Origin of the sequence: Saccharomonospora halophila 8 (assembly GCF_000383775.1) — a bacterium.
GTDB classification, from domain to species: Bacteria; Actinomycetota; Actinomycetes; order Mycobacteriales; family Pseudonocardiaceae; genus Saccharomonospora; species Saccharomonospora halophila.
On record NZ_KB912483.1, the window covers coordinates 22395 to 25646 of the forward strand.

Annotated in this window: 4 protein-coding genes; 2 read left to right on the top strand and 2 right to left on the bottom strand. The window is 71.2% G+C overall.

Features of this window, described 5'->3' with window-relative positions; translation table 11 throughout:
• Positions 1–182: 182 nt before the first annotated feature.
• Entirely contained in the window at positions 183–1211 is a 1029-nt protein-coding gene (gene fbaA / locus SACHA_RS0101465; RefSeq protein WP_019806616.1) for a class II fructose-bisphosphate aldolase, read from the top strand.
• Between the two features lie 112 nt (positions 1212–1323).
• Positions 1324–1737 carry a DUF3151 domain-containing protein gene (locus SACHA_RS0101470; protein ID WP_019806618.1) on the top strand — a complete coding sequence of 138 codons (414 nt, stop codon included), beginning with the start codon at positions 1324–1326 and terminating at the stop codon, positions 1735–1737.
• Between the two features lie 61 nt (positions 1738–1798).
• Here the strand turns inward: SACHA_RS0101470 and SACHA_RS0101475 are convergent, their stop codons facing one another.
• The gene (locus tag SACHA_RS0101475) at positions 1799–2506 is read right to left on the bottom strand and encodes an HNH endonuclease family protein (RefSeq protein ID WP_019806620.1); all 708 of its coding nucleotides are present in this window, start codon (positions 2504–2506) and stop codon (positions 1799–1801) included.
• 131 nt (positions 2507–2637) lie between these two features.
• Positions 2638–3252: lipase family protein (locus SACHA_RS0101480; RefSeq protein WP_019806622.1), on the bottom strand; the 615-nt coding region annotated here is incomplete at its 5' end.

The window sequence follows — 3252 nt, forward strand, 5'->3', positions numbered from 1 at the left end:
GTGGCCGTGACCCGGCCGGGATCACACCCCGGGTCACGGCCACCCGCGTCCGTGGGGCCACCCTCGTAGGATGCGGGGCAGGGACCCCGTCCCGGAGCCCACGCGCGCCCGCGTGGTGTCGCCGGCGGCCGGTACGCCGGAAGGAGGGTCCGCCCAAGCGCCCGCATCCGAGGAGGACATCGATGCCCATCGCGACCCCCGAGGTCTACGCCGAGATGCTGGACCGGGCCAAGGCGAACGAGTTCGCGTACCCGGCCATCAACGTGACCTCGTCCGAGACGCTCAACGCGGCACTGCGTGGTTTCGCCGAGGCGGAGAGTGACGGCATTATCCAGTTCTCCACCGGCGGTGCCGAGTTCGCGTCGGGCCAGAAGGTGAAGGACATGGTGACCGGGGCGACCGCGCTCGCCGAGTTCGCCCACGTCGTCGCCGAGAAGTACCCGGTCAACATCGCCCTGCACACCGACCACTGCCCCAAGGACAAGCTGGACGGCTTCGTCAACCCGCTGATCGACATCTCGAAGGAGCGGGTCGCCAACGGGAAGAACCCGCTGTTCCAGTCGCACATGTGGGACGGTTCGGCGATCGACCTGGACGAGAACCTCAAGATCGCCTCCGACCTGCTGGACCGCGCCGCCGCCGCGAAGATCATCTTGGAGGTGGAGATCGGCGTCGTCGGCGGTGAGGAGGACGGGATCTCCAACGAGATCAACGAGAAGCTCTACACCGCCGAGGGCGACTACCTCAAGACCGTGGACGCGCTCGGGGCCGGGGAGAAGGGCCGCTACCTGCTCGCCGCGACCTTCGGCAACGTGCACGGCTCCTACAAGCCCGGCGCGGTGCAGCTGCGCCCGGACGTGCTCCGGCGCGGGCAGCGGGTCGCCGCCGAGAAGCTGGGCATGGATTCCGACGCGAAGCCGTTCGAACTGGTGTTCCACGGTGGTTCCGGCTCGCTGCTGGAGGAGATCCACGAGGCGGTCTCCTACGGCGTGGTGAAGATGAACGTGGACACCGACACGCAGTACGCGTTCACCCGGCCGATCGCCGACCACATGTTCCGCAACTACGACGGCGTGCTGAAGGTCGACGGCGAGGTCGGCAACAAGAAGACCTACGACCCGCGCAGCTACCTCAAGGTGGCCGAGGGCTCGATGGCCGACCGCGTGGTCGAGGCCGCACAGAGCCTGAAGTCGGCGGGGCAGAAGCTCTGAGGCTCCGTCCGCGCGCTGGTCACCACGTCCGGGCCGGTCCGGTGTCGCCGCCGTGGGTGGCGGTGCCGGGTCGGCCCTTCGTGTCCGCGGTCCGTGCCGCAGAATGGCATCCATGACGCACGGCAATCTCCTCGAACCCGACGCCACGCGACTGCCCGAGCGGCCCGACGCGGAGGCCGCGATGGACTCCGGGACCGACCCGGCGGAGGTCGCCGCCGAGTATCCCGACTTCAGCGAGGCGTGGGCCGCGCTCGCCGAGCGCGCCCTGGCCGGGGGCGAGCACGTCGCGGCCTACGCCTACGCCCGCACCGGTTACCACCGCGCCCTGGACCAGCTGCGCCGGTCGGGATGGAAGGGCTTCGGCCCGGTCCCGTGGGCGCACCGCCCGAACCAGGGTTTCCTGCGGGCGACCGCCGCGCTGGCCACGGCGGCGGGGCGGATCGGGGAGCGCGACGAGTACGACCGTTGCGCACAGCTCATCACCGATTCCGACCCGGCCGCGGTCGAGGCGACCGGCCTGTCCTGACGGAAGCGGTTCGTCGCGTCGGCACGACGGGCCGGGCCCGGCCCGTCGTGCCGACGGGTGCTCAGCAGGAGGCGAGCACGTCCTCCAGTGCGGACTTCTCCGCCCGCTCCACGGTGAGCTCCCAGGTGTGCTTGACCTCGATCCACAGCGCGGCGTACTCGCAGTGGTAGGACTCCAGCGGCGGCAGCCACTCCTCGGGGCCCCGGTCGCCCTTGGACTGATTGACGTTGTCGGTCACCGCGAGCAGGTTGACCCCGTCGAGGTCGTTGGCGAAGTTCTCCCGCCGGTCGGTGCCCCACCCGTCGGCGCCGGTGCGCCAGGCCTCGGCGAGCGGCACGATGTGGTCGACGTCGAGATCGGACGGATCGGTCCAGGTCTCGCCGTCGAACGGGCTCTTCCAGCTGCCCGAGGTGGGGTAGCAGTCCTCCCCGGTCTCGACGTCCGTGCCGTCCCGTTCGAGTACGACCTCGCGGGTGTCACAGTTGTCGCCCTGGCTGCTCCAGTGCGGGAACTCCTCGCGGTCGTACCCGTCGAGGGTGCCTTCCTCCTCGACGGTCAGCTCGGCGAGCCGGGCACGGGCGGTCTCCTCGTCGGCGCCACCTCCGGAGGAGCCGGCATCGGCCCCCCGACCGGACGTCGCGGTGGCCGGGGTGGTCGGGCCGGAGTTCCCGGTCGGGATCCCGAGGTCCTCCGCCGCCGAACACGCCCCCACCACGGCGGCGACACCGACGGTGGCGAGAGTGATACGGAACGTACGCGAAATGGGCACGTCCCGACTGTGACCGACCGGTCGTCCCCGATCAACACCATCCGGTGACAACCGGCCGGATGAGACGAAGATCGCTTGGCCCCTGTGGCCCCGGTGGCGGCACCGGGGCCACAGGGCCGGTCGGCCCGCGGTCAGCGCAGACCGTCGCAGTTGTCCGGGGCGGATTCACCGGCGAACCGGTCACCGATCCAGGACACGGCCTCCGGGTAGGCGCGCAGCATGCCGCCGACGTGGCTGGGCACCGCCGAGGTGGTCATCCGCACGGTCGCGCCCCGCGCGCACCAGTCCGCCGCCATCTGCCTGCCCTGCGCGTACGGGACGATGTCGTCGAGCACGCTGTGCACCACCAGGGTCGGCACCTCGGGGGCACGCCCGCCCAGCTTCTGCTCGGCGACCCGGGAGGCGTAGGGCTCCTCGTCCAGGTACTCGGTCAGCGGCCTGCCGTCCTCGGTCAACGTCTCCGACCGGGTGAAGGCGTGCGCGATCAGCGCCTCACCGGTGCACTGCTCGGCGACCTCGGCGAGCATCGCCTCCCCGTCCGCGTTGAGTACCGAACGGATGTCGATGTCGTCGTAGGCGGCGTCCAGCGACAGCAGCGAGTACCCGAGGAACGCCGCGGCGTAGTGCCCGTCCAGTCCCGGCGCCACCTCGGCGAGGTCCGCGGGCGGGGCGCCCGCGTAGGCGCCCTTGATGTCCAGCTCGGGCGCGTACGACGGGTGCAGCTCCGCGGCCGACGCGGAGGCGCC

What these genes read in the sequence shown, in the direction of transcription:
- fbaA (WP_019806616.1), top strand. Translation starts at nt 183, where the DNA reads ATGCCCATCGCGACCCCCGAGGTCTACGCCGAGATGCTGGACCGGGCC.
- SACHA_RS0101470 (WP_019806618.1), top strand. Translation starts at nt 1,324, where the DNA reads ATGACGCACGGCAATCTCCTCGAACCCGACGCCACGCGACTGCCCGAG.